Here is a 23,633-nt window from a genome sequence, read left to right as displayed (position 1 = left end):
CGCTCAGTGGTGGCTGGGTACCTGCGCTCCGTCGCCGGAGTCCACGTGGCGTAGAACCAGCCCCGACAGTACCGTGCAGCCGGTTTTTCTGTCACCCAGTTCCTCGCTCTCCGGAGAGCGATACGGCCCCTTCATGCCGCTGCCGAGACAGGCTGCAGCAGGGCTCGAACCCGCCTCCAACCGGCCTGCGGTCACCGCTCTAGCGGCATCGACGTCCTTGCGGGCGGCACGTTTCGGGTTCCCGTGAAGCGTTGTCCGCCCCAGTCCCGGCGAGTTGTGTTCCGCAGAGGGGCTCTGAGAGCATACCGCTTTGCCTGTTTTGCTTTCCGAGAGCCCGGCATCGCCGTCGAGGCCGAGGCCTCCACTGGGCCGGTGTGTCGCATCGGATCGTCCTAATCCTGACTTTAAAACCGGCGAGTTGGTTTTATAGTTCTCTTGGAGACCCTCTGTCAGCGGGAGAGCAAACAGTGAGCCAACAGGATCGGGCCGCCCGTACCCAACGTGCACTCATCCGCTCGGCGGCCCAGCAGTTCGAGCGGTACGGCTATGAGAAGGCCAGCCTGAGCGACATCAGTTCGGGCGCCGGGGTCAGTCGTGGCGCCCTGCACTTTCACTTCGACACCAAGGCGGACCTGGCCGGTGCCGTCGAGAGCGCCGCTGCCCGGACCTTGCGCCACGCCGTGGAGAGTTTGCCGACGGCAGGGCTGAGCGCGTTGCAGGAACTGACCGATCTCTCGCACCGCGTGGGTGAACTGCTGCTCTGGGACGTGGTGGTGCGGGCCGGGTTCCTGCTGAGCTGCGACGGGGCACGGCACCCCGGTGTCGACCTGTGCCGACAGTGGCAGAACCACGTGGACCGCCTCGTGACCCGGGCCGGGCGGGAGAAGTCGCTCGCGCCCGAGACCTCGCCGGAGGACGTCGTGAACGCCGTGGTGGCCGCGACGCTCGGCCTCGCGATGCTGAGCCGCTCGGACAGGGAGTGGCTCAACGGCCAGAGGCTCACCGGCTTCTGGAGGCTGCTGCTGCCCTCGGCGACTCCCCCGCGAACGGCGGTCGGCCTCGAACAGGGCGGCACCGCGTCGGCACCCGACGGATGCCTAGCCCGGGGCCCGGCGACGTGACCGGCCCCCTCGGTGACGAACGGCTGTCTCCGTCGTGAATCTCTCTTCGGACGCCGAACACGGGCACTACGCTGCGGACCGGGGCAGCGCCGAGACGGGTGCCCGAGGCGGAGTACGCCGCCGCGACACGACGCCGGACACAGGGGGGATCACGCGCAATGACGCAGGGACCGGGTTCGCTCGAGGGGAAGGTCGCCCTGATCACCGGCGCAAGCAGCGGCATCGGTGCCGCCGCTGCCCGGGTGTTCGCACGCGAAGGGGCGCGGGTGGTGCTGGTCGCCCGGCGGGAGGACCGCCTCGCGGAACTCTCCGCCGAACTGCGCGCGGGCGGCGCGCAGGCCTCGCACTGCGCGGGCGACGTCCAGATCTCGGCCGATGTGGAACGGGCCGTCTCTCACGCGGTCCAGACGTACGGACGCCTCGACGTGGCGTTCAACAACGCGGGTGCCGGGGGAGACGTGGCCCCGCTGCACCTCCTCGAGGACGCGGCGTACGACCTGGTCATGGACACCAATGTGCGGGGTGTGTGGAACTGCCTGCGCCACGAGATCAGGGCGATGACCGCACACGGCGGCTCGATCGTGAACACGAGCAGCGTGGCCGGCCTGGTGGCCCCCTCCGTACCGGCCCCCTACATCGCGGCCAAGCACGCCGTGATCGGCTTGACCAAGGCGGCCGCCGTCGAGTGCGCGGCCGACGGCGTCCGGGTCAACGCGATAGCCCCGGGCCTGACCCGGTCGGAGATGGTCGAGGACTGGTTCGCCCAGGTCCCCGGGCAGCAGGCGAAGAGCATGGCGTCCGCGCCGCAGAACCGCATGGCCGAACCGGAGGAAGTCGCCGAGGCGGCCGCCTGGCTGTGCAGCGAACGCGCCTCGTTCGTCACCGGAGCCACCCTGCCCGTGGACGGCGGGCGCACCACCTGGTGAGAGCCGGCCGGCCCGCGGGCGGGAACCCGCGGTCCTGCCCGTGGGTCAGTCGGCAGTTCCCACGGGCGTCGGCCGCTCCGCGTACTCCGCTTCCGCCACGGCCTCCATCTGCGCGTACAGCCGCGCACCGCGGTCGGCGGCGACGTCCAGCCGCGCCAGCACGGCGGGCAGTGCGATCGTGGGCAGCACATGCCCGTACAGCACGGCGACCCGGCGCTCGACGTCCGCCAGGCCGGACTCGAGCTGGGAGAAGAGCTGGACGCCGTGGAAGGCGCTGGTGATGAACTCGGCGGTCTCCCGCGGTGCGACGTGGGGGAGGATCTCCCCGCGTTCCTTGGCCAGGGCGAGCGTCTGCGTGGAGCGCTCTATCAGGATGGGCCAGGCGCTGCCGTAATGCTCCCTGCCCAGAGGGTCCGAGGAGAGTACGGCGCCGGCGTGCACCACCGGATCTCGCGGCAGTTGGTACGCCAGCAGCATGCCCTGATCCACCCACTCCTGGAGCTTGAGCTCCTGAGCCGGCAGGGGCTGCTCAACCTGCGATTCAATGACCCCTCGCGCGAGGGCTTCCTTGGAATCGAAGTGAAAGTACAGTGCGCCCTTCGTCACGCCGGCGACCTTGAGGATGTCCGAGACGGTGGCCGCCGAGTAGCCGTACTCGGCGAACACCTTCGCCGCCGCTTCCAGCACGGCGCGGCGGGTTCGGACTGCACGTGCTTGTCGCGCCACGAGACCATCCCTTGTGCTCAGTGCCCGTGTCCGGCAGGCGACGGACGAGCGAAAAGAAACCGTCTAGAGGGTACCTTACATACCCACTCCGCCTCAGGCTCGCGGCCCGGGCCCGTCCCGAGAGGCGAAATGGGCGCGTTTCTTCTCCTCGTCGCCACCGGTGAAAACCAGCGCCATGGTCGGAAGTGGGCGGCGGATCCTCAGCCGATCTTCATCGTCGCCATCATGCCCATGGCGGAGTGATCCAGCATGTGGCAGTGGTAGACGTACGTGCCCCGGTAGGTGTCGAAAGTGGCCTGCAGGGTGACCGTCTCGCCGGACAGCAACCGCACCGTGTCCTTCAGGCCCGACTCCTCGGGTCCGGGCGCGGCCCCGTTCCGCTGAAGGACCCGGAACTGCACCAGGTGCATGTGGAAATTGTGCGGTGCCTTGGTGTTGGCGCTGGTGACCGTCCAGATCTCGCTGGCGCCGGGGCGTATGCGGATGTCGACGCGTGCGGGGTCGTACAGCTTCTCGTCGATGTACGCCTTCGGGTGCGCCCGGCCGTCCTCGTCCATGCGCAGCACGACGGTGCGCTCTGCGGTGGGCACGGGCAGCCGCGGCAGGCTGCGCAGGACCCTCGGCACCGAGCTGTCGTCCTCGGCGGTGCGCACCACGTCGAAACGCATCACCTGGCTGACGTCCTCGACCGCCCCCAGACCGGTGTTCTTCAGAACGAGCCGGGTGCCGACGGGATAGCGCGAGAAGTCGATGACCACGTCGGCCCGTTCACCGGGACTCAGATGGATCGCCTTGGTGGTGTGCGGGCGTGGCAGCAGCCCGCCGTCGGAGGCGATCTGCACCATGTCGCCGTCGTCCGCCAGGCGCAGCTCGAGGAACCGCTGGTTGGAGTGGTTCGCGAAACGCAGCCGGTAGGAGCGGGAGGCGACCTCGAAGTACGGGTACGGCGCCCCGTTCACCAGGAGAGTGGTGCGGGCCCGGTCGCCCATCCGGTACAGCAGCGTGCCGTCGGCGGTGTCGAAGTGCGCGTCACGGATCGCGATCAGGACGTCGTACTCGCCCTTGGGCAGCGGCAGCGCCTCTTCCTCCTCGTCGGTGAGCAGGTAGCTGCCGTGCAGTCCGCGGTAGACGTTCTCGGACTCCACGTGGTGGGCGTGGTCGTGGTACCAGAGCGAGGCGTGCGGCTGCCTGTTGGGGTACCTGTACCGGCGTTCGGCACCGGGAGCGATGACGTCCATGGGGGCGCCGTCCTCACTCGGTGGCAGGGCGGCGCCGTGCAGGTGCACCGAGGTGTGCACGTCCAGTTCGTTGCGCTGGCGGACGACGACGGGCCGGTTGCGGCGGGCCTTGATGGTGGGGCCGGGGAACTGGCCGTTGTAGGTGCGCAGTTCCGTGTGGAGACCGGGGAGGATCTCCTTGGTCACGGTGCGCATGGTCATCTCGTAGACGTCCGCCCCGCCGGCGGTGGACACCGGCGCGAGAACCGGCACCAGCGGCATCGCAACGGCGAACAGCGGCGCCGCCGCGGCTGGGGTGGCGGCCGCCGCGGTGGCGCCCCGCGCGTTCAGCACGGGCAGGAGCGAAACTCCGGTCAGCCCGCCTCCTGCGATGGACAGCCCTGCCCCGAGCACCCGGCGACGTGTGGCCATGGTTGATCCTCCTGCTGCGTCCGGGGCTCGATGCACGCAAGCAGATGAGCAGGCGGAACTCGGGCTTCGCTCGCACCCGGACGCATCCGCACCCGGTGGCGCTCGATGGCTGCTCGACCCGGACGCGTGCGCTGTGCCGGACTCTGGCCGGGCCGCGAGCGCCGTCGTGCACGGACCGCTCGCCGCCGTACGGTGCGTGGTCCCACGGAACGGAGAGCCGATGTACGCGGAGGTGGCGGGTTTCTACGCCCGGCAGATGCGACGCCTGGACGAGGGCGACGCCGAGGGGTGGGCGGCCACCTTCACCGACGACGCGGTCTGCCGGATCTCCACCCGTCCGGAGCCCTTGCGGGGCCGCGCCGCACTGACCGAGGGCGCCCGCGCGGCGACGGCGGCAGGCGCGGCGGCCGGGGAGCAGCGACGGCACATGACCGGCATGTTCGACATCGAGGAACGTCCCGGCGGGCTCCTGCGGGTGCGGGCGAACACGATCGTCTACGCCACCGACGCCCGCGGCAGGTCACGGGTGCACCAGGTGTGCACCTGCACGGACGTCCTGGTGCGGGCCGCGGCCCCCGGCCGTGGCCTGCTGGTCCGGGACCGCCGCATCGACGTCGACGGCGCTTGACCGCCTCTCGCCGGCCCGGCCGGAACGCCGGGCTCGGCCCGCCTCGTGGCCCCGGCCCGGGGGCAGGACACCGGGCTGCCAGTACTGTCGGTGGCGGCCTGCTCACCGACTCATCCGGGAGACCTCTTGCCTCGCCACCTTTCGCACTTGAGCCTGGTCGCGGTGAACATAGACGGCGTCCTCCTCAACGACAGCTTCAGCCCTGTCATGCGTCGCCTCGTCGAGTCCCGCGGGGGCACCTATACGTCCGCCTTCGAGCGGGACCTGCTGTCACAGCCGCAACTCGTCGCGGCCCAGCGGGCCGCGGACAGCCTGGGCGGCACCGCCCAGCAGATACTGGAGGACTACTTCGCCCAGCGGGAGGAGTACGTGCGGGAGAACCCGGTGCACATGCTCGACGGCGCCACCGAACTGCTGGCGACACTGCGGTCGCTGAACGTGCGCGTGATCTGCTACGGAGGACTCGAGCGCGCGCACTTCACCCGCCACCTCGGCGACGTCGCGGATCACTTCGACGATCCCGGCTATGTGTGCACCAACGATTTCCGCCCCGGAATCCGGGAGATCACCGAGCTCTTCGGGCTCCGCCACGACCGGGTGCTGTTCATCGACGACGTGGCGCGCGTGGCGGAGGCCGCGAGGGAACTGGGAACGCCCTTCATCGGGCACCCCGGCGAGGGAGGACACGGTTACCAGCGGCAGATGATGGAGAAGACCGGCGTCCGCCACATCGTCGGCACGCTGCGGGCGATCGACGAGGCGCTGCTGCGGAGGGTCGACGCGGAGGCGGCCGCCGGGAACGTCTGGCGGTAGGGGGCCGCCCGGAGAGGCCCGGACCACCTGACGCCCCGTCCTTTCCGTGGCTTCGGAAGCCGTCGGCGCGGCACCCCGGTCCGGGCGCCGTGGAGATCCCCTCGAGCACGGCTGGAGGAAAACCGGCATCGTCCGCCATTTTCGCTACTGTGCTCGCTGCGGCACCACGAGCCGCCGAGGATGAGCCGCGACGCGTGGGGGTATCCATGGAGATTCAGGTGCTGGGCTCCTTGAGCGCCCAAGTCAACGGGGGAGCGATCGTCCCGAACGCGGCCAAGCCGCGCCAGATCCTCTCCCTGCTGGGGCTCCGGCCGGGGCAGGTCGTACCCGTCCACACGCTGACGGAGGAACTCTGGGGGACCGAGCCCCCGCAAAGCTCGCGCACCACCTTGCAGACGTACATCCTCCAGCTGCGCCGGCTCCTGGGCACCGCGATGGGGCCGGACGTCCCCGGCGCCGCGAAGGACGTGCTCGTGACCCGGCACGGCGGCTACCTGCTCCAGATCCCGCCCGAGTCCGTCGACGCCTACCAGTACGAACGCCTGGTCGCCGAGGGGCGCTGCGCCTTCGAGAACGGCGACGACGAGGGCGCGTCGGACTGCTTCCGGCGTGCCCTCGGCCTGTGGCGCGGGCCCGCACTCGTGGACGTCCGGGTCGGGCCGGTCCTGGAGATCGAGGTGCTGCGGCTGGAGGAGAGCCGGCTGGGCACCGTCGAGTGGCGCATCGACGCCGACCTGCGGCTCGGCCGGCACGCCGAACTCATCTCGGAGCTCACCGAACTGACAGCCCGTTACCCGCAGCACGAGGGACTGCACTCGCAGGCCATGGTCGCCCTGTACCGCTCCGGTCGGCAAGGCGCGGCCCTGGACGTCTACCGCAGGCTGCGGACCCGGCTGATAGAGGAGCTGGGAGTGGAACCCTCGCCGCAGGTGCGGCGGCTGCACCAGGCCATGCTGGCCGTCGACCCCAAGCTGGACGTCGCCGCCGGACCCCGGCGCACCTCGACCTTCGACCTCTACGCCGCCTGAACGCGGCAAGATCCGAGCCGATGGCCCGACGGCTCGGCCGCGTGCGGTCAGGAGTCCGAGCGCCGGATCGGCTGCATGGCCGGTTGTTACGAAACCGCAAAGGCGGTTTTCCCTGGAGGCCGGTCTCATGCCAGACGCATGCGCATCCCGGAAACGACAAGAGGAGACAGCCGCACATGACGACCCATGAGGTTGAGCACGAGATCACTGTCGCTGCCCCGGCCGCCGACGTGTACCGGCTGCTGTCGGGCGTCGAGGACCTGCCGCGGATCTTTCCGCCCACCGTCTTCGTCGAGCAGGTGGAGCGCAAGGGCGACGAGGAGCAGATCCGCGTCTGGGCGACCGCCAACGGGGAGGCGGTGAGCTGGACCTCACGTCGTGTGTTCGACGAGCGGGCCCTGCGCATCGACTTCTGGCAGGAGGCCACCGCCGCGCCCATCGACTCCCTGCGCGGCAGCTATGTCATCGAGCCCCTGGGCGAGCACCGGTCCCGGATCCGGCTGCTGCACACCTGCCGCGCCCTGGACGACGACGCGGAGGCGTTGGAGTGGATCGCGCGGGCCGTCGACCAGAACTCCCGCCTGCAGCTCGCATCCCTGAAGGACAGTCTCGAGCAGGCCCACGCCGGCCGAGATCTCACGTTCTCCTTCGAGGACACCGTGCGCGTGGCAGGCTCCGTCGAGGACGTCTACGACTTCGTCAACGACGCGCATCTGTGGGGCGACCGGCTGCCGCACATCCTCACCGTCCGCTTCGTCGAGGACCCGGTGGGTCTGCAGACGCTGGAGACGGACACGCGGCTCGAGGACGGCAGCGTGCACACCACCAAGGCGTACCGCGTGTGCTTCCCGCACCGCAGGATCGCCTACAAGGCCGCCCGGACGCCGGCCTTGCTCGCCCTGCACATCGGGTCCTGGACGTTCGAGGAGGACGGCGACGGCGTACTGGCCTCGGCGCGGCACACGGTCGCCCTCGATGCGGCCGGCATCACCGAGTACCTGGGGCCGCAGGCGAGCGTGGGTGACGCCAAGGAGTACGTGCGCAGCGCGCTGAGCGCCAACAGCCTGGCCACGCTGCGGTGCGCCAAGGAGTATGCCGAGGCCAGGCGCTGACCGCGCGGCTGATCAGTGCCGGTCGGCCTGCCTCCGCCTCGCACGGGACCGTCCGGCGGGGCGGAGGAGGCCGGCGCGCGCCTGTCCCCCTCCACGGCAGCCGGGGCGGCCGAGGCGCCCGACGGCCTCTCAGGGATGCCCGAGACGGAAGCCGACTCCGCGCACGGTGATGATCCACGTGCTGGCGCCCAGTTTGCTGCGCAGGCTGCTGACGTGGGTGTCGATGGTGCGGCCGGGGGGCGACCAGGAGTCGTCCCAGACCTGTGCCATCAGCTGTCTGCGCGAGACGACCGTTTCGGGCTGGAAGCAGAGCAGGTGCAGGAGGTCGAACTCCTTGCGGGTGACGTCGATGCGCCGGCCGTTGACGTGGACTTGCCGGGTCCGCGCGTCGACGCGCAGCGGGCCGTGCTGGATGACCTGCTCCGCGAGCCGTGGCGGGCGGACCCTCCGCATGATCGCCTCGATCCGGGCCATGAGTTCCCGGAAGCCGTACGGCTTGACGATGTAGTCGTCGGCTCCTGCCTGCAGGCCCAGCACCCGGTCGAGTTCGGAGTCGCGGGCACTGACGGCGATGAGCGGGATCTCCCCGGTGGAGCGGATGGAACGGCAGACCTCGATGCCGTCCAGGTCGGGCAGGTCCAGGTCCAGGAGTACCAGGTCGGCCCCGTGCTGCAGCTGCAGCGCCCTGGCGCCGGTGGCTACGCTCTCGGCCCGGTGCCCGTGCCGTCGCAGCCCTTGGATCAGGGCCTCCGCGGCACGCGGCTCGCTCTCCACGACGAGCACCCGCAACCCGCCGCGCTGCGCGGTGCCGGCCTTCCCCTGCGGGAGAGGCCTGTTCACGTGGGCGGCCGTGCGGAGCGCGGTGTCCGCGTGATGATGACGAGGTGCCCGCGCTTCCGCGAACCTCATGGTCTTCCGGTCCACCTGTTCCCCCAAGCCCGTCTCTGTCGGCAACCGCGGACGTGCGCCACCGACGCTACAAACCAGCAGGCCGGTTTGTCAAAACTCTTACCTGCGCCCGGAGTGGGGACGGGCCCTGTTGTCGCTGGTCGGGCGGGTGGACCGGGCCTTTGCCCCGTCTCGGCTGCGCGGAGCCGGCTTCCGGCCTCTCCCGCGGCTGCCCCGGCGAGTACTTCCGTGCGGTCTCGTACAGACCGGGGCCGAGCAGAACAGGCCCATGGCGTCGTCGGCCGGCTCCTGCTGCCGGAGGGAACCGGCACAGTCCCGGAGGTAACCCGCACAGCCATTTCCCGGTGGGTTCTCGCCGAGGGCGCCGGCTGCCTGCCGTCATTCCTTGCCGGGCAACCGCCCGGACATCATCCTGTGAAATTCCGACGGTCGTCCGCAGGTCCGCGGCGGGCGCGGCCGGCCGGGTGCTGCCCCGCACCACGCCCCGACCATGAGGGCACACACTGCGCCGACCGGCAGATCCCTGACGTAACTTCACCCAGTTCTGAAGTTGGTTCCTTGACGTGCCGATTCGTGCCCGAAGAGACTCTTCACAAATCCCGGCAGTTGGTCCCCCGGAGGGGGCGAATGAAACGCCTGCAGTTCTGGAAAACCGTCATCTGTCTGCGATGAGGAGTTAATTCCATGCGGTTCAAACTGATCGGCCCGTTCGAAATAGTCGCTGATGACGGCAGGATCTGCCGGCCGGGAACTCCCAAGATGTGCCAGACCCTCGCTCTGCTCCTGGCGAGGGCCAACGAGATCGTCACCGCAGAGTCGCTCATCCAGGAACTGTGGGGGGACAAGCCGCCGCGCAGCGCCGTCACCACGCTGCAGACGTACATCTACCACGCGCGGCGGATGTTCGTCGGAGAGGGACTGGCGCCGGCCGACCGCGAGCTGATCGTCACCAGCGCACCCGGTTATGCCATCCAGGTCGAAGACGACGAGGTCGACGTCAAGGTCTTCGAGCGCCTGGTGGCACGAGCCCGACGCGAACTCGGCGACCAGGACCCGGCCTCGGCCCTGAGCACCGTACGGCAGGCGCTTGCTCTGTGGCGTGGCCCGGCACTGTCGAACTCGCCCGCCGGCGACCTGCTCAGAGGGCACATCGTGCACCTGGAGGAGCTGCGGATACGCGCCTACGAGCTGCGGATCCAGGCCGAGGAACAGCTCGGACGGCACCGCGAGTCCATACCGGAGCTACGGAAACTGATCAACGACTACCCGCTCAACGAGTGGTTCCACACCCAGCTCATCGCGGCACTCGGGGCCGCCGGGCGGCGTGCCGAGGCGCTGCAGGCCTACCAGGACGTGCGGCGCCTGCTCGCCGAGGAGCTGGGGCTCGAGCCCTCGCACGAGTTGCAGCAGATGCACATCCGGCTCCTCGGCGCCAGGTCGACCGAACCCGCCCGGACCGGTGCCGCGCTGAACGCCCCCGCACGGCTCCGCCCGGTGCGCGAACTGGTGCCGCGGGCCGCCGCCAGCGGCGCCTGAAGCGATGTGCCGCCCGATTCCATGAGCATTCGCCTCCCGGCGAGGAAAGGCGGGACGCATGACCGTCTCCCCACCCCAGGCCCCCTACGTCTCCGCGGATCTGTACGCGCAGATACAGCAGTTCTACTCCCGCCAGATGAACCTGCTGGACGGAAGCGCCGCCGACCCGGTGGCCTGGTCCCAGACGTTCACCGAGGACGCCGTGCTCGGATCGAACTTCCAGGAGACGCCCGACACCGGGCGGGCCGCCATCCTGAAGTCCATGCGGGACGCGCTCGCCCACATCAGCGCGCAGGGGACGGGCGACTTCCGGCACTGGCTCGCCATGATCGACGTACAGCCGCAGCCGGACGGCACACTGCGCACGCGGTACTACGGGCTGGCGATGGCCACGCCCGAAGGCGGGTCCCTGAAGATCCGCGGGCACGTGCTCTGCCGTGACGAACTCGTGCGCCAGGCGGGCCGCTGGCTGGTGCGGCGGCGCCACCTGGAAGCGGACGGCGTGCCCGCCTGACCTCGACTCAGCCTCCGTCCGTCACCTCTGGCGCGGACACCCGAGCGGCCCGTGGACCGGACGTCGAGCCGTGTTCAAGGCGGCGTCCCGACGATGAGGGCCGCTCAGCATCGGCCGGCGCGCAGACCTGCCCCGGCGAACCGAACGCGACGATCTGGGATGCCTCATGTACGAGAACAACAGCGCCGCCGAGATGTACGACCTGCTCTACCAGGACAGGAAGGACTACCGGGCCGAGGCACGAGAAGTGGCCGGCCTGATCCGGGAGAAGAAGGGGGACGCCCAGAGCCTGCTCGACGTCGCCTGCGGGACCGGCATCCACCTGGAAGCCTTCGCCGGCCTCTTCGACCGGGTCGAGGGCGTGGACCTGTCCCGGCCCATGCTGGAGGTGGCGAAGCAGCGACTGCCCGACACCCCGCTGCACCACGCGGACATGCGGGACTTCCGGCTGGGGAGCTCCTTCGACGCGATCGTGTGCATGTTCAGCTCGATCGGCTATCTGCGCAGCACGCAGGATCTGAACGCGGCGTTGCGGACCTTCGCCGGGAATCTGACCGCGGGCGGAGTGGTGGTCATCGAACCCTGGTACTTCCCGCAGACGTTCCTGGACCACCATGTCTCCGGCCACGCACTCACCCATGAGGGGCGCACCATCACCCGCGTCTCGCACTCGACGCGCGTGGGCAACCTCACGCGCATGGAGCTCCACTACGTCCTCGCCGACCGAGAAGGCGTCCAGCACCGCAGCGAGATCGACGAGCTGACGCTGTTCACCCCGGACGAGTACGAGGCCGCGTTCAGTCAGGCGGGTCTGAAGGTCGACTACGTCGCCTCCGCAGAGGCGCGCCCCGGCTACTTCGTCGGCACCGCGGCCTGAGCGCGGGGGAGGAAGCAGCGATGCCGTTCACCGACCTGGAACTGGCCTATCTGCGCGAGGCGCCGCTGGGCCGGCTCGCCACCGTCAGCCCCAAGGGGCAGCCGCAGGCCCGGCCGGTCGCGTTCTCGGTGAACACCGGGACCGGCACGATCGACATCGGCGGCCACAGCATGGGCCAGACCCAGAAGTTCCGTAACGTCGCGGCTAACCCGCTGGTGAGCCTGGTGGTCGACGACATTCCCTCGACGGACCCGTGGCAGGTGCGCTGCGTGGAGATCCGGGGGTGGGCCGAGGCGATCACCGGCGCTCCCACCACCGGCTACAGCAACGACATCATCCGGATCCATCCGACCCGGATCCTCACCCTCGGCCTGGACCCGGAGCACCGCACCACCCAGGCCCGTGACGTCGCAGGCGCCGCGCCGTACCGGGCCCCGTCGCCGGGGCCGCGCGCCAGGAGCTGAAGGAGACACGCGCATGCAGCTGTCCGTCATCGACCAGTCGCCCGTGCCCGACGGGTCGACCCCATCCGAAGCGCTCCAGCACACCCTGGAGCTCGCCACCCTCGCGGACTCGCTCGGCTACCACCGCTACTGGGTCGCGGAGCACCACGCCTCCCCGTTCCAGGCGGGGGCGGCGCCGGAGATCCTCGTGGGCCAGATCCTGGCGCGGACGAGCGGCATCCGGGTGGGCTCCGGGGGCGTACTGCTGCCCTACTACAGCCCCTTCAAGGTCGCCGAGGTCTTCCGGGTGCTGCACGCCCTCTACCCGGACCGTGTCGACCTCGGCATCGGCCGCGCCCACCTGTCCAGGGAGCCCGCGGTGCGCGCGCTGCGACGCGACGCGGCGGACCCGGCCGGCGGGAACGACTTCCTCGAGAAGATCGAGGAGCTCCGGGCCTTCCTGCACCGCGAGGAGTTCCCGCCGGGCCACCCCTACGAGGGCCTGCGCCCCTCGCCCGACATGCCGGGCGGCCCCGACATCTGGGTGCTGGGCGCGAGCGCGGCCAGCGCCGAGGCGACCGCGCGGCTCGGACTGCCCTACGCCTACGCCCACTTCCTGGGACCGGACCAGACCGAGCAGGCGGTGCGCAGCTACCGCGACGCGTTCGCCGCGCACGCGCCGGGCGACCGGCCGCGCGTCATCCTCGGCATCGGGGTGTACTGCGCGGAGACGGAGGACGAGGCCAACGCCCTGTTCTCCGGACACCGCCTGTTCCGCAAGCGCATGGAGGCGGGGATCGCGGGACCGGTCCCCTCGCCGCAGCAGGCGATCGAGGAGCTGGGCGCCGACGTCGCCCTGGCCCCCGACCCCGGACCGGGCCACGACGGGCACGACCCGTACGTCCGCAACGCCGTCGGCACGCCCGAGCAGGTGCACGCCCGTATCACCGGACTCGCGGACACCCTCGGCGTCGACGAAGTCATCGTGATCAATTCCATCCACGACCACAAGGCGCGGATGCGCTGCTACGAGCTCCTCGCCGAGGCCTTCGGTCTGCGGCCGCGTGCCGAGCACCGCTGACGCCCCCACAGGAGGAACGCCATGAAGACCCAAACCGCCCTGCGCCTCGCGGCCGTGGCCGTCGCGGCGGTCGTGACGGCAGGTTCGGCCACCGCCGCCTTCGGCGCGGAGCAGAGCGCCGGCACCGACCTGGGAGTGCTCCCGGGCGGGAACAACAGCCTCGCCTTCGACGTGAACGACGGCGGGCTGGTCGTCGGCTACTCGAACAACAGCGAGGGCTCCAACCGCGCCGTGCTCTGGGACAGGGCCGGCCGGGCCAAGGCCTATGGCACGCTGCCCGGGGACACCGAGAGCGTCGCGTACACCATCAACGACAAGGGCACGCTGCTGGTGGGCCGGTCGTACGTCGTCGGCGGCGCCCAGCGCGCCGTGAAGTGGAACCGCACCGGCACCATCACCGAGCTGCCCGCCCCCGCCGGTTCCACCATCTCCCGGGCCTACGCCGTCAACAACGTCGGAACCGTGGTCGGTTTCGCGAGCGACAGCGAGGGCGTCTACCAGGCGCTGCGCTGGAACGCGGACAACAAGCTCAGCCTGCTGCCCCCGCTGCCGGGAGACCAGGCCTCGGGAGCCGCCTGGATCACCAACACCGGGATCGCCGTCGGCTACTCCAAGGACGCGCAGGGCGGCAGTCGCGCGGTGCTGTGGGACCGGGCCGGCCAGGTCACCGCGCTCGCCGCACCGGAGGGACACACCGGGGCCCAGGCGATATCGGCCAGCGACACCGGCATCGTGGTCGGCAACTCCTCCACCGGTGAGACCTCGCACGCGCTGCGCTGGCGCCCGGACGGCGAGGTCACCGAGCTGGCTCCGCTGCCGGGCGACACCTCGGCCAACGCGTTCGGCGTCAACGACGCGGGCACGGTGATCGGCTTCTCGGTCGCGCCCGACGGCCAGCGCCGAGCGGTGCGCTGGGGTGCCGACGGAACGCCCGTCCACCTGCCGGGCGGAGTGGGCCACTCCGGGGTGTACGGCATCAACGACTGCGGCGCGACGGCGGGCTTCACCAGCACGGCCGACGGCAAGAACCGCTCGACGCTGTGGAAGGACTGACCTGATGCCGAACCTTCTTGCCGTGCAGCGGACCGGGCGCGTCCGCCCGGTGGGCCGGGACGGTCTCGTACGCCGTGTGCTCGCCGTCCTCGCGGCGGGCGTGACCCTGGCCGCCACCCCTCTCGCCTCGGCCCATGCCGCACCCGCGGCCACCGTCCTGCCCCCGCTGCCCGGCGGCACGTTCGGCGTGGCCTTCGGGATCGACGACAACGGTGTGGTCGTGGGCTACGCCGGGAACGCCGCAGGGCAGATGCACGCGGTGCGCTGGAGCGCGGACGGCCGTCGGGTCAAGGACCTGGGCACCCTGCCCGGCGACGTGGAGAGCGTGGCGTACACGGTCTGGGAGGACGGCACGATCGTCGGCATGTCGGCCGGGCCCGACGAGGTCGAGGACGCCGTGAAGTGGACCCGGTACGGTGCGGTCCGGCTGCCGGGCCTGCCCGGCGCCACCGACACGCGCGCCTACGGCATCAACGAACACGGCACCGCCGTGGGCATCTCCAGCACCCCGGCGGGTGTGCACCGGCCGGTCAAGTGGAGCCCGAGGGGAAAGGTCGTCGAGCTGGCCACGCTGCCCGGCGACCCGGCAGGGGGCGTCGGCGGCATCAACGACCATGGCGTGTCGGTCGGCTACTCAGGCACTCCGGGCGGCGTCCTGACGTCCCTGAGGTGGGCCGCCGACGGAAGGCCCACCGTGCTCGCACCGCTGCCCGGGGACGACTCCAGCCATGCCAGCTGGATCAACAACAAGGGTGTCGCGGTGGGCCATTCGTTCGTGGCCGGCGACCAGCCGCTGATCCGCCCGCTGCGCTGGGAGGCCGACGGCACCCCGACCGTGCTCGAACTGCCCCCGGGGGACACCGGCGGTTCCTCGTGGGCCATCAACGACGCGGGGTACAGCACCGGGTACACCCACAGCCCGGGGGGCCAGGCGCACGCCGTGCGGTGGGCTCCCGACGGCACGGTGACGAAGCTCGGCGTCCTGGGGGCCGGTGCCGCCGAGGGGTACCAGATCAATGCCCAGGGGGACGTCGCGGGCTATACGACATCGGGCGACGGGGCCACGCTGGCCGCCCTGTGGAAGGACTGAGCCCGCTTCCATGGCAACGAAATCCGAGGCGCCGCCCCTGGGCCGGCCGTTGCTGGTCCTGGCCGGCGTCCAGATGGTCGGCTCGTTCGCCGCTCTGCTGGACGCCACCATCGTCACCGTCGCCCTGGACGCCACCTCCCGGGAGTTCGACGCCTCGGAGAGCGCGGTCGCCTGGGTCAGCACGGCCTACCTGCTGACCATGGCGCTGGTGACTCCGGTGGTGGGATGGGCCATCGACCGCTTCGGCGCCCGACGCATGTGGATGTCCGCGCTGGCCGCCTTCCTGGCCGGTTCGGTGCTGTGCGGTCTGGCCTGGTCGCTGGAGAGCCTGGTCGTCTTCCGCGTCGTCCAGGGTGTCGGGGGCGGACTCGTGCTCCCGCTGAACATGGCGATCCTCGCCCAGGCGGCGGGGCCGAAGCGCTTCGGACGGATCATGAGCCTGGTCGGCATCCCCGGCCAGCTGGCGCCGATCCTGGGGCCGGTGCTCGGCGGGGTGATCGTCGGAACTGCCGGATGGCGTTGGATCTTCATCATCAACATACCGTTGTGCCTGCTGGCGCTGGTCCTGTCGTGGCGGGTGCTGCCGGCCGGGAACCCGTCCGGCGAGGTGCCGCTGGACCGGATCGGCCTGGCGCTGCTGCCGCCCGCCCTGGTGCTGCTCGTGTACGGCTTCTCCCGCATCGGCGAGGCGGGAGAAGCCTCCCGCGCGCTGCCGGTGCTGTTCCTGGGCGTCGGTGCCGCACTGCTCGTCGCGTTCGTCGTGCACGCGCTGCGCGCGGACGCCCCCCTGATCGACCTGCGGCTGTTCGCCCACCGGACGTTCACCGCCTCGTCCGTGATGACCTTCCTGCACGGCATCGCCGTCTACGGTCCGCTGCTGCTGCTGCCGCTGTTCTACGCGCGGGTACGCGGCTACGAGGCGGACGACATCGGCTGGCTGCTCGCACCGCAGGGCATCGGGTCGCTGATCGGCATCTCGGTGGCAGGTGTGCTGGCAGACCGGTACGGGGCCCGGCCGCTGGTGATCGGCAGTACCGTCCTCACCTTCGCCGGAACGCTGCCCTTCACCCAGCTGTCCGCGGACCCGCCCGCGGCACTGCTGAGCGCCGCGCTCGTGGTACGCGGATTCGGGGTCGGTCTGCTCGGGGTCGCCATCGCCACGGCCGCCTACCGGGACGTTCCCGAGGGGCGGATCTCCCGGGCGACCGGCACCATCAGCGTCGTTCAGCGCATCGGCGCCTCGTCGGGCACCGCGGTGATCGCCCTGGTCCTGGGACTGCAACTGGCGGACACCTCGACGGCTCCGGCAGCCGAGGCCGGCGCCTACGGTCACACCTTCTGGTGGGCCGCGGGGCTGACCCTGGTGTCCCTGGTGCCCGCCGCCCTGCTGCCCCGTATGCGGCCGGCGGCGGACCGGCAGGACGCGGGCGGTGCGGACGCATCGCCGCGGCAGCGGTCGGACTCCGGCAGTCCGGCCTCGTGACGTCTCGGCCGCTTCTCGAGGACCCGTCGAGGGGTTCGGGGCAGTCTCTGCGCCGGTAGCCGTCCAGTTTCCACATATCACGGTGTCTCTTGGAATCGAGGTCGACGCGATGCGCGTGCTGTTCGCCGTCTCTCCGGGGCTGGCCCATCTCTATCCTTCCTCCGGCCTCGCATGGGCCTTCCGCGTCGCAGGGCACGATGTCGCCGTCGCCACCTCGGGAGTCTCCACCGCGGCCGCGGCCCAGGCGGGTTTCGCGGTGCGCGAGGTGTCGCCCGGTGCCGACTTCGCCGCCGTCTTCCGGCGGTCGGGGTCGGCCGAGGAGAAGGCGCGCGCCATGCGAGAGCTCGGGCTGGCCGTCGCCGAGAATCCGCAGACACCGGACACCATCCTGGAGAAGTTCGCCCGGGTGAGCGATCTGATGCTGGAGGGCACGCTGCGCTTCGCCGAGGCATGGCAGCCGGACCTGATCGTCTACTCCCGGCTGCAGGGTGCCGCGCTGGTCACCGCGCGAGCTCTGGGCGTGCCGGCGGTCGACCACGGATTCAGCTTCCTGCGCGAGGGGACGCTGCCCGAGCGGTACCTGCCGCACCTGACTTCGCTGTACGAACGGGTCGGCGTCCCGGCCGAGTTGCCGTCCATCACGTCGCTGTACTTCGCCCCGGAGCACATGATGCACGGGGAGGGCGAGGGCTGGAGCATGCGGGCCGTCCCCTTCCAAGGGGGCGGCACCCTGCCCGACTGGATGGCCGAGCCCAAGAACCGCCCCCGAGTCTGTGTCACGCTGGGCACCACGGTGCCCCGGGTGAGCGGTGTCGGCAGCCTGGAGAGCGTGCTGGGTGCCGCCGCCGGCATCGACGCGGAGTTCGTGCTCGCACTCGGCGACGATCCGGATCTGGAAACGCTGGGCACGCTGCCCGACAACGTGCGGCTCGTCGGCTGGACGCCCCTGAGCACCCTGCTGACCACGTGTGACGCGATCATCCACCACGGCGGTGCGGGGACGACCCTGGCCGCCCTGCATGCCGCGGTCCCGCAGCTGGCGATGCCGCACGGCGCCGACAACTGGATCAACGCGGCGATGCTCGAGCGGTGCGGGCTCGGCCTGAACCGCGAACCGGGCGACGTCGACGCCGCGCTCCTGAAGTCGCTGCTGCACGACGAAGGGCTGCGTGCGTCCGTCCAGGACGGGGCCAGGGCGCTGGCGGCGGACCCGGGACCCGACCAGATGGTGCCGCGCCTGCTGGCTCTCGCCGGAAAGTGACCCAGGTCACTTCTTTCCCTCCCGGTCCCCCTTGACCTCAAGCGCGCTTGAGGTCCGAGACTCGGTTCAACAGCGATCAAGGAGTAAGACGTTGAGCGACAACAGGATCATTCTCGTCCTCGGTGCCACCGGGAACCAGGGCGGCGCCACGGCCCGCGAGCTGCTCTCGCGCGGCTGGACCGTGCACGCGTTCGTGCGCAACCCCGACAAGCCGGAGGCCCAGGCGCTCAAGGAGCAGGGCGCCGTCCTCGTCCAGGGCGACCAGAATGACGTCGAGTCGCTGCGTCGTGCCACCGCCGGCGTACACGGCGTGTTCAGCGTGCAGGCGCTCGGGTACGAGCCGGAGACGCTCGCCGCCGAGGTGCGCCAGGGCAAGGCGGTCGCCGACGTCGCCAAGGAGAACGGCGTCGCGCACCTCGTCTACAGCTCCGTCGACGGCGCCGAGCGCGGCTCCGGCATCGACCACTTCGAGACCAAGGCCGAGATCGAGCAGCACGTCCTGTCGCTCGGCATTCCCGCCACCATCCTGCGGCCGGTGTTCTTCATGAACAACCTGCTCCACTTCGCCGGGGTCCAGGGCGAGCGCGTGATGCAGCTGCCGGTGAAGCCCGAGCGGCCGATGCAGTTCATCGCCTCCGACGACATCGGCCACTTCGCAGCCGAGGCCTTCGACAAGCCGGAGAAGTACCTCGGCCGGCAGGTCGCGCTCGCCGGTGACGAGGTCACCTTCACCGAGGTCGCCGAGATCTACGAGCGGCTCACCGGGACGCCGACCCGCCTCGAGCCGCAGCCCATCGAGGACCGCATGTTCGAGTGGTTCGCCGAGGAGGGCTACCAGGCGGACATCCCGGCGCTGCGCAAGGAGCACCCGGGCCTGCTGACCCTGGAGCGGTTCCTGTCCCAGCGGCTGGCCGCCTCCTGACCCGCACCGTTCGCGTCCCGCGCCCGTGAGCCCCGGCGAGCCTGCCGGGCGCTCACGGGCGTTCGCCTTACGGCGGCACGCACCGCGGCGCACGGCTTCGCGCGGACCTCGACCAGACCTCCAGACGCCCTGGCGACCCTCTACCGAGGCAGTGCACCACAGCCCCGACCGCGGAAGGACCAGCACACATGGCAGTACATGAGCGGGCGGCACGTGCCGCGCACGAGGTCACGGTGGCGGCACCTGCCGAGGCGGTCCACCGGCTGCTCGCCGACCTCGACAACTGGCCCTGGATCTTCCAGCCCTTCGTCCACGTCGAACTCCTCGGCACCGAAGGCGACTTCGAGCGCATCGGCATGTGGACCACGACCGGCGACGAGGTCGTGCACTGGGTGGCCCTGCGCCGCGTGGACGACGCCGGACTGCGCATCGACTTCCGGCCCGAGTCGCCCGCGGCCCCGCTGGAGACCATGCGCCGCACCTGGGTCGTCGAACCGCTGTCCGAGCGGAAGTGCACCGTGCGGCTGCTGCACCACTACACCCTGACCGGGGACGACCCCGCGGCGCGAGAGGCCACCGCCCGCGTCATCGACACCGTCGCGGAGGGCGAGACGGCCGCGGTCCGCGCCGCCGCCGAGATGTCGTCCGACGCCGCCGAGTTGCTGCTGACCGTCACCGACGCCGTCGACATCGCGGCGCCGGAGGAGGCCGTGTACCGCGCCCTGTACGACGTGCGCGCCTGGCCCGGCATCCTGTCGCACGTCGCGCGGGCCACGCCCCTGCAGGATGCCGACGGGCTGCAGCTCGTCGAGATCGACACGGTGGAGACGTCCGGTGGGCTGCTCGCCATGCGGACCGCGCGGGTCGGGCGCCCCCCGCGCACTCTCGCCTACAAGCAGCTGGTGCTGCCGCCCATCGGCCGCAGCCACCACGTCCGCTGGCACCTGGCGCCGGCACCGGGCGGCACCCGTGTCACGTCCGAGCAGACGGTCGTCATCGACCGGGAGGGCATCGAGGGGATGCTGGGCCGCGGCAAGAGCACCGCCGACGCCACCGCCTTCGTCCGGCGGGAGCTGAGCGCCAAGGTCCGGCTGCTCCTCGACGGCGTGAAGGAACACCTGGAAACGCGCTGAGGCCCGGTGCGGGAGAGGCCCGCCCCCACCCGAGGGGGCGGGCCTCCCACACACCGGACCCGGCCGGAGAAGCGGCGCTCAGTCAGCCACGGTGAGGACGATCTTGCCGCGGCCGTGACCGGTCTCCAGTGCCCGGTGCGCGTCCGCGGCCCGCTCCAGCGGATGGGCGGCCCGGATGTGAAGCTCGATCTGCCCCTGTGCGTACAGGTCGGCCAGCTCCTGAAGGCGGGTGGCGGAGCGCGCGGGTGTCAGCGGCGGCACCCCCAGCTCCTGGGCCGCCTCGTCGGAGACCATGGTGCGGATCCGGTGGCGGTCCTTGACCAGCTCCACCGAGGCACGCAGCGCGTCGGGCCCCGCATTGTCCATCGCGGCGTCGACACCCTGCGGAGCCAGGGCCCTGACCCGCTCGACGAGCCCGTCTCCGTACGTCACCGGGACCGCTCCGATGGACCGCAGGTACGCGTGGTTCTCCTCGCTTGCCGTACCGATGACCGTGGTGGCGCCCCACGCCTTGGCCAGCTGCACCGAGAACGTGCCGAGCGCCCCCGCCGCCGCGTGGATCAGGACGGTGTCGCCGGGGCCCACCCCGAGCTCCCGCAACGCCATGTGCGCGCCCTGGCCGTTGCCGGAGAAGCCGCCGGCGATCTGCCACGGCATGCCGGCCGGCTTGCGCACGACCTGCGCCGCCGGCGCCACCACGTACTCGGCGTAGCAGCCGAGCGTCGTGAAGCCGAGCACCTCGGCGCCCACCTCCAGGCCGGTGACGCCCTCGCCGACCTGGTCCACGACGCCCGCGAACTCGTTCCCCGGCACCACCGGTGGCTCGACCGCGCCGAGGTACGGCGGTGTCCAGCCCCTGCGGATACGGGCGTCGAAGTGCTGGACGCCCGCGACCCGGACCCGCACCCGGACCTGGCCGGGGCCGGCCTGGGGAGCCGCGACGTCCGACAGCGTCAGGACCTCCGGTCCGCCGAACGTCGTCAAGGCCACAGCCTTCATGGCGATCACCGCTTCCTCGATCGTGGATTCGGGGATGCGGTACGCAGTGGCCCGCGCCCGCATCCGTCGTACGGACCATGATCGCGCGAACGGCTCGAGCTCGTTTCGAGATCCGCTCAAGACGCGGACCCCGAAACGGCCCCGAGCGGCGCTCGGCCAGGCGGCCCGGTGGTGCGGCGGCCGGAGGACGGTGCGGGCGGTGCCGGTCGGCGCCTCCTGGCCGTCGGTGCACCCGGCGCCGACGACTCCGTGGAGGTCGGCGCCGGGGCCGTGGCCGCCGTCGCCCGGCGGATCCGGGCCCGCGCGGATCACTCCTGCGCGGACACCTCGGCGAGCGTGCGCAGGATCGCGGTCTGTTTCGTGTCGCGCTCGCGCACCAGCTCCTCGAAGGACCGTGCCCCGTACGCCTGTTCCGCCTGGCCGATGAGCAACTGGATCGTCTCGTCGTCCATCGGCGGGCGGCCGAGCAGCTCCCAGCCCTGCTCGAGGCCGGCCCCGAGGGTGGTCAGCCACTTGCGCAGACCGCCCTTGCCGCCGCCGAGGTGGAAGGCGAGGAACGGCCCGACGGTCGCCCACCGCAAACCGATGGAGTGGGTGACCACGCGATCCAGCTCCTCCAGCGAGACCACTCCCTCACGCACCAGGTGGACGGACTCGCGCAGCAGCGCCGACTGCAGCCGGTTAGCCGCGAAGGCCAGGATCGGCTTGCGCAGCACCACCGGTACCCGGCCGACCGACTCCAGGAACGCGACGGCCTCGTCGACCGCCTCCGGCGCCGTACGCTCGCCCGCGACGACCTCCACCAGCGGCACCACGTGCGGCGGGTTGAAGGGATGGGCGACGACCAGACGGCCGGAGTCCGCCATCCGCGCGCCCATGTCGTCCGGGTTCAGGGTCGACGTGGAGGACAGCAGGAGCGCCCGTTCCGGGGCCGCCTTGCCGATCCGCTCGAACAGCTCCTGCTTCAGCGCCAGGTTCTCGGGCGCGTTCTCGACGACGACGTCGGCGTCCGCCACGGCCCGCTCGACATCCGGCTCGAACTCCAGCCGCTCCGCGAACGTCGCCGGGTCCGCCGTGCCGTCGGGCAGGTACGGGGCGTACAGCTCCAGTGCCTCGGCCACGATCGACGCGGCCTCGGGCCTGCGGCTGTTGACCCGCACCCGCAGCCCGTGCCCGAGGAACAAGGCGATCCAGCCCAGGCCGATGGTGCCGGCACCGATGACGGTGACCGTGCGCTGCCGCTGCGACCGCGTCATCGGCCCTCTCCCAGCTTCGGGATGACCTGCTCGGCCATCAGCCGCATCGTGGTCGCCGCGTCCTCGAAGGACAGATGCCCCGAGTGCACACCCAGACTGATCGTGATGTCGTCCCCGAACCACTCGGCGATCTGCTCCAGCTGACCTCGCACCTGCTCGGGGGCGCCGATGAGCAGCTTCCGCTGCGCCAGCTTGGAGTCGAAGTGCGAGTGCTTGGTGGCCTCGACGAGCTTCTCGTACCCCGGGTAGGCGTCCGAGCGCGTGGTTCCCCAGGCGGCGACGGCCTCCCGGATCGCCGCCGAGTTGCGGTCGTCGTCGTAGCGCCCCTTGGTACGGGCCTGCTCGCCGTCGGCGTCGACGACGCACGGGTAGCTGAAGTGGATCTGCTCCGTGCCCGGGGCGCGGCCGGAGGCCGCCCACTCCGCGCGGTACGTCCTGAGCCGGGACTGCAGCTCCTCGGTCGACATCACGTTGGGCACCGTCTGCAGGTTGTGGCCCGCACGGCCCGCCTCCGCGCAGGACTCCGCGCTGCGCGCCGTGGTCACGAACACGGGCGGGTGCGGCTCCTGCACCGGCCGGGGCAGCAGCGTCACCGGACCGAACCGGTGGAATCGGCCGTCGACGACGACATCGTCCTCGGCCCACAGCCGCTTGATCGCGTCGACCCCCTCGACGAAACGGTCCTTGGACTCGTCCAGGGGAATGCCGAAGGCCTCGAACTCGTCGGGCAGGAAAGCGCGCCCGAAGGCCGCGTCCACCCGGCCGGACGAGATGTTGTCCAGCATGGCCAGCTTGCCGGCGAGCTTCACCGGGTGCTGGAACGCCGGGATGGTGGCACTGGTGCCGAGGCGCACCCGCCGGGTCCGGCCCGCCGCGGCGGCCAGGAAGGTCACCGGGTCGGGGCTGTAGCCGCCGTACGCGAAGAAGTAGTGCTCCACGATCTTCACGTGCTCGAAGCCGAGCTCCTCGGCGAGGTCGACCAGGCGCAGCGCCTCGTCGAAGTACTGCTGGGCGGGCTTGTCGGCGGGGCCGACGGTGGGGAAGAAGACGATCCCGAATTTCACGAAAGCTCC

At 71.1% G+C, this 23,633-nt stretch carries 23 protein-coding genes; 17 read left to right on the top strand and 6 right to left on the bottom strand.

Features of this window, described 5'->3' with window-relative positions; all coding sequences use genetic code 11:
• The first annotated feature begins 467 nt into the window (after positions 1-467).
• Entirely contained in the window at positions 468-1,121 is a 654-nt protein-coding gene (locus tag IE142_RS32345) for a ScbR family autoregulator-binding transcription factor (RefSeq protein WP_191889024.1), read from the top strand.
• A 158-nt stretch (positions 1,122-1,279) separates the two neighbouring features.
• A complete protein-coding gene (locus tag IE142_RS32340; protein ID WP_191889023.1) occupies positions 1,280-2,047 on the top strand; it encodes an SDR family NAD(P)-dependent oxidoreductase in 768 nt (255 codons plus the stop codon).
• A 45-nt stretch (positions 2,048-2,092) separates the two neighbouring features.
• Here the strand turns inward: IE142_RS32340 and IE142_RS32335 are convergent, their stop codons facing one another.
• Together IE142_RS32335 and IE142_RS32330 are read right to left on the bottom strand one after the other, a co-directional pair.
• Positions 2,093-2,773 carry a ScbR family autoregulator-binding transcription factor gene (locus tag IE142_RS32335; protein ID WP_191889022.1) on the bottom strand — a complete coding sequence of 227 codons (681 nt, stop codon included), beginning with the start codon at positions 2,771-2,773 and terminating at the stop codon, positions 2,093-2,095.
• A 200-nt stretch (positions 2,774-2,973) separates the two neighbouring features.
• The gene (locus IE142_RS32330) at positions 2,974-4,422 is read right to left on the bottom strand and encodes a multicopper oxidase family protein (protein WP_191889021.1); all 1,449 of its coding nucleotides are present in this window, start codon (positions 4,420-4,422) and stop codon (positions 2,974-2,976) included.
• Positions 4,423-4,642: 220 nt separating this feature from the next.
• Here IE142_RS32330 and IE142_RS32325 point away from each other — a divergent pair, with 220 nt between their 5' ends.
• The 4 genes from IE142_RS32325 to IE142_RS32310 all read left to right on the top strand — a co-directional run bounded on the left by IE142_RS32325 (position 4,643) and on the right by IE142_RS32310 (position 8,003).
• The gene (locus IE142_RS32325; RefSeq protein WP_191889020.1) at positions 4,643-5,050 is read left to right on the top strand and encodes a nuclear transport factor 2 family protein; all 408 of its coding nucleotides are present in this window, start codon (positions 4,643-4,645) and stop codon (positions 5,048-5,050) included.
• Between the two features lie 147 nt (positions 5,051-5,197).
• On the top strand, positions 5,198-5,863 hold the full coding sequence (locus IE142_RS32320) for an HAD family hydrolase (protein WP_191889019.1): 666 nt from the start codon (positions 5,198-5,200) through the stop codon (positions 5,861-5,863).
• Positions 5,864-6,069: 206 nt separating this feature from the next.
• The gene (locus tag IE142_RS32315) at positions 6,070-6,891 is read left to right on the top strand and encodes an AfsR/SARP family transcriptional regulator (RefSeq protein ID WP_043384981.1); all 822 of its coding nucleotides are present in this window, start codon (positions 6,070-6,072) and stop codon (positions 6,889-6,891) included.
• Between the two features lie 176 nt (positions 6,892-7,067).
• The gene (locus tag IE142_RS32310; RefSeq protein ID WP_191889018.1) at positions 7,068-8,003 is read left to right on the top strand and encodes an aromatase/cyclase; all 936 of its coding nucleotides are present in this window, start codon (positions 7,068-7,070) and stop codon (positions 8,001-8,003) included.
• 129 nt (positions 8,004-8,132) lie between these two features.
• Here IE142_RS32310 and IE142_RS32305 read toward each other — a convergent pair whose 3' ends face one another.
• Entirely contained in the window at positions 8,133-8,843 is a 711-nt protein-coding gene (locus IE142_RS32305) for a response regulator transcription factor (protein ID WP_229831094.1), read from the bottom strand.
• A 753-nt stretch (positions 8,844-9,596) separates the two neighbouring features.
• On the opposite strand from IE142_RS32305, the gene IE142_RS32300 reads away from it, so the two are divergent.
• The 11 genes from IE142_RS32300 (at position 9,597) to IE142_RS32250 (ending at position 20,305) form a co-directional block, all read left to right on the top strand.
• Positions 9,597-10,448: an AfsR/SARP family transcriptional regulator gene (locus tag IE142_RS32300; protein WP_052412425.1), complete on the top strand. Its 852-nt coding sequence runs from the start codon at positions 9,597-9,599 to the stop codon at positions 10,446-10,448.
• Positions 10,449-10,506: 58 nt separating this feature from the next.
• Positions 10,507-10,962, top strand: a complete 456-nt coding sequence (locus IE142_RS32295) for a nuclear transport factor 2 family protein (RefSeq protein WP_191889016.1) — start codon at positions 10,507-10,509, stop codon at positions 10,960-10,962.
• Between the two features lie 166 nt (positions 10,963-11,128).
• Positions 11,129-11,839, top strand: coding sequence for a class I SAM-dependent DNA methyltransferase (locus IE142_RS32290; protein WP_191889015.1), 711 nt, complete (start codon positions 11,129-11,131; stop codon positions 11,837-11,839).
• A gap of 20 nt (positions 11,840-11,859) precedes the next feature.
• Entirely contained in the window at positions 11,860-12,303 is a 444-nt protein-coding gene (locus IE142_RS32285; RefSeq protein WP_052412426.1) for a PPOX class F420-dependent oxidoreductase, read from the top strand.
• A 13-nt stretch (positions 12,304-12,316) separates the two neighbouring features.
• On the top strand, positions 12,317-13,363 hold the full coding sequence (locus tag IE142_RS32280; protein WP_191889014.1) for an LLM class flavin-dependent oxidoreductase: 1,047 nt from the start codon (positions 12,317-12,319) through the stop codon (positions 13,361-13,363).
• Between the two features lie 21 nt (positions 13,364-13,384).
• Positions 13,385-14,416, top strand: coding sequence for a hypothetical protein (locus tag IE142_RS32275; RefSeq protein ID WP_191889013.1), 1,032 nt, complete (start codon positions 13,385-13,387; stop codon positions 14,414-14,416).
• A 4-nt stretch (positions 14,417-14,420) separates the two neighbouring features.
• The gene (locus tag IE142_RS32270; RefSeq protein WP_191889012.1) at positions 14,421-15,506 is read left to right on the top strand and encodes a hypothetical protein; all 1,086 of its coding nucleotides are present in this window, start codon (positions 14,421-14,423) and stop codon (positions 15,504-15,506) included.
• Positions 15,507-15,516: 10 nt separating this feature from the next.
• Complete coding sequence (locus IE142_RS32265; RefSeq protein ID WP_191889011.1) at positions 15,517-16,989, top strand: MDR family MFS transporter; 1,473 nt, start codon at positions 15,517-15,519, stop codon at positions 16,987-16,989.
• An 82-nt stretch (positions 16,990-17,071) separates the two neighbouring features.
• A complete protein-coding gene (locus IE142_RS32260) occupies positions 17,072-18,250 on the top strand; it encodes a nucleotide disphospho-sugar-binding domain-containing protein (RefSeq protein ID WP_191889010.1) in 1,179 nt (392 codons plus the stop codon).
• Between the two features lie 91 nt (positions 18,251-18,341).
• Entirely contained in the window at positions 18,342-19,172 is an 831-nt protein-coding gene (locus IE142_RS32255) for an NmrA/HSCARG family protein (RefSeq protein WP_191889009.1), read from the top strand.
• A gap of 188 nt (positions 19,173-19,360) precedes the next feature.
• The gene (locus IE142_RS32250) at positions 19,361-20,305 is read left to right on the top strand and encodes an aromatase/cyclase (protein WP_191889008.1); all 945 of its coding nucleotides are present in this window, start codon (positions 19,361-19,363) and stop codon (positions 20,303-20,305) included.
• 78 nt (positions 20,306-20,383) lie between these two features.
• On the opposite strand, the gene IE142_RS32245 is transcribed toward IE142_RS32250, so the two are convergent.
• Genes IE142_RS32245 through IE142_RS32235 form a run of 3 tightly spaced genes read right to left on the bottom strand, consistent with a single transcriptional unit; the run spans position 20,384 to position 23,624 of the window.
• The gene (locus IE142_RS32245; RefSeq protein ID WP_306432635.1) at positions 20,384-21,616 is read right to left on the bottom strand and encodes an NADP-dependent oxidoreductase; all 1,233 of its coding nucleotides are present in this window, start codon (positions 21,614-21,616) and stop codon (positions 20,384-20,386) included.
• Positions 21,613-22,560 (bottom strand): 3-hydroxyacyl-CoA dehydrogenase NAD-binding domain-containing protein, encoded by a 948-nt coding sequence (locus IE142_RS32240; RefSeq protein WP_191889007.1) that lies wholly within the window; start codon positions 22,558-22,560, stop codon positions 21,613-21,615. Before IE142_RS32240 ends, IE142_RS32245 begins: the two co-directional genes overlap by 4 nt.
• The gene (locus IE142_RS32235; RefSeq protein ID WP_191889006.1) at positions 22,557-23,624 is read right to left on the bottom strand and encodes an LLM class flavin-dependent oxidoreductase; all 1,068 of its coding nucleotides are present in this window, start codon (positions 23,622-23,624) and stop codon (positions 22,557-22,559) included. The genes IE142_RS32240 and IE142_RS32235 overlap by 4 nt, the downstream gene beginning before the upstream one ends.
• Between the last annotated feature and the right edge of the window lie 9 nt (positions 23,625-23,633).

The organism is Streptomyces mutabilis, assembly GCF_014649815.1.
In the GTDB taxonomy this organism is placed as follows: domain Bacteria; phylum Actinomycetota; class Actinomycetes; order Streptomycetales; family Streptomycetaceae; genus Streptomyces; species Streptomyces mutabilis.
This window is presented reverse-complemented; position numbering and strand designations above follow the sequence as displayed.